This is a genomic window from Aureimonas sp. SK2, assembly GCF_029813115.1.
Classification (GTDB): domain Bacteria; phylum Pseudomonadota; class Alphaproteobacteria; order Rhizobiales; family Rhizobiaceae; genus Aureimonas.
Window position 1 is genome coordinate 1 of sequence record NZ_JAPZDS010000052.1, and the last position, 1,682, is coordinate 1,682.

Sequence of the window (1,682 nt, forward strand, 5' to 3'; positions counted from 1 at the left end):
CGGGCGGGACATCGTCCCAGCGCGCAGCGTCAGCTACGATACGCTCGTCCTTGCGATCGGAAGCGAGGCCAACGATTTCGGCACGCCAGGAGCCGGCAGTCACTGCCTGACCATCAATTCGCGCGGTCAGGCCATCGCCTTCAACGACCGGATGAGGATCGAACTCCTCCACGCCCTGGCGCAGGACCGGACGTTCGGGGTCGCGATCGTCGGCGGCGGGGCCACCGGGGTGGAACTGGCGGCCGAGATCGTGCAGCTCGCCGAGATCGTGCAGGGTTACGGGATCAGCGGCCTCAGGGAGCGGGTCCGCGTTTCGTTGATCGACACGGGCGACCGGCTTCTTCGCGCCTTCCCCGAGCGGATCTCGCATGCCGTCGCGGCGCGCCTGCGCGAGATGGGCGTCGAAGTGAACCATAACGTCAAGGTTGTTTCCGTCGACGAGGAGGCGTTCCACCTCTCCGACGGGAAGATTGTGCGCGCCGAAATGAAGGTCTGGGCGGCAGGCGTGCGGGCTCCCGGTCTCCTGTCCACGATCGAGGGGATTCAGTTAAGTAAGCTCGGCCAGATCGTCGTCGGGGACGATCTGAGATCGGTCGACGACCCTTCGATCGTCGGCGTCGGCGACTGCGCCAGCCCCCGTTTTGCGGACGCCTCGATTCTGGTCCCGACCACCGCGCAGGCGGCCTCGCAGGAGGCCGACTACGTTGTCCGTCATCTGCCGACTCTGATCGCGGGCGGCACCGCTCCCGCCTTTCAGTACCGCGACTTCGGCTCACTCGTGTCGCTCGGCGGCTACGACGCCTACGGAACGCTCGGTCGCGTCGGCCTGTTCGGAGGCGCATTTCTGAAGGGGCGTGTCGCGCAACTCGGGCATGCGCTACTTTACCGCCGCCATCAGGCTCGGCTGCACGGGATGGGCCGGGGCAGCCTTCTCTGGCTTGCGGACGTCCTGAACGCGCGGGTCAGACCGCGGGCGCGCTTGTCATGAGCGAGGACACCGTATTACCCACCGCGAAACAGCCTTCCGCAACATTGCAAGGACCAAGAGATGAAACAGCGGATGCTGGTCTCTCCTCTGAGCAGTGCCGCGCCGCTCGCGGACTGTTGGACTGGTCGGTCCAGAAGCTAGCGCGACACGCCGGCGTTCCTGTCGACTGCGTGCGCATTTTCGAACGTCGTCGGAGTGAAGGAGATGCCGATACGGTTGAACTGATACGTTACGCGCTTGAGCTCGGCGGGATCGAATTCATTCCCGAAGACAATAAGGGAGCCGGCGCAAGGCTACGCAAGCCATCAAAAAATAATTGATTCACATCAATCCTTTCTGTCACCTCCAACAATATCAATGACAATTATTACATCAAATAAATTCATAACTCCGGTCCACCAATTTCATTATACATACGATCACATCATGCTTATCAGCTCACGTAAAATTACAGTGCAGCTCTTAATGTTTCAGCTTGCGAAGTAATACAGAATTCCGCGTAGATAAGATAATCGGGCGGCCAATTAGGCCTCCTACATATTGCAAGCTGACGATCCTCGGCTTTGAAAACTGGAAGGGCATCACAACCTGATGCGTGCGCCTTTCTGTCAACGGCCTCGCCAGCAAAGCGTTAAGCGCCACAGTCGCCTGTAGGCTCGGAGGGCCTCTTGTACCAAGACTTATATGTGTCCAT

General features: G+C 60.1%; 2 protein-coding genes. Both read left to right on the forward strand.

Going from position 1 to position 1,682, the window contains the following annotated elements; translation table 11 throughout:
• Window positions 1–988 (forward strand): NAD(P)/FAD-dependent oxidoreductase (locus tag O5O54_RS22140; RefSeq protein WP_279484011.1); only part of this gene is annotated, 988 nt, incomplete at its 5' end.
• Window positions 985–1,308, forward strand: a complete 324-nt coding sequence (locus O5O54_RS22145) for a transcriptional regulator (protein ID WP_279484012.1) — start codon at window positions 985–987, stop codon at window positions 1,306–1,308. The genes O5O54_RS22140 and O5O54_RS22145, both read left to right, overlap by 4 nt.
• The last annotated feature ends 374 nt before the right edge of the window (window positions 1,309–1,682 follow it).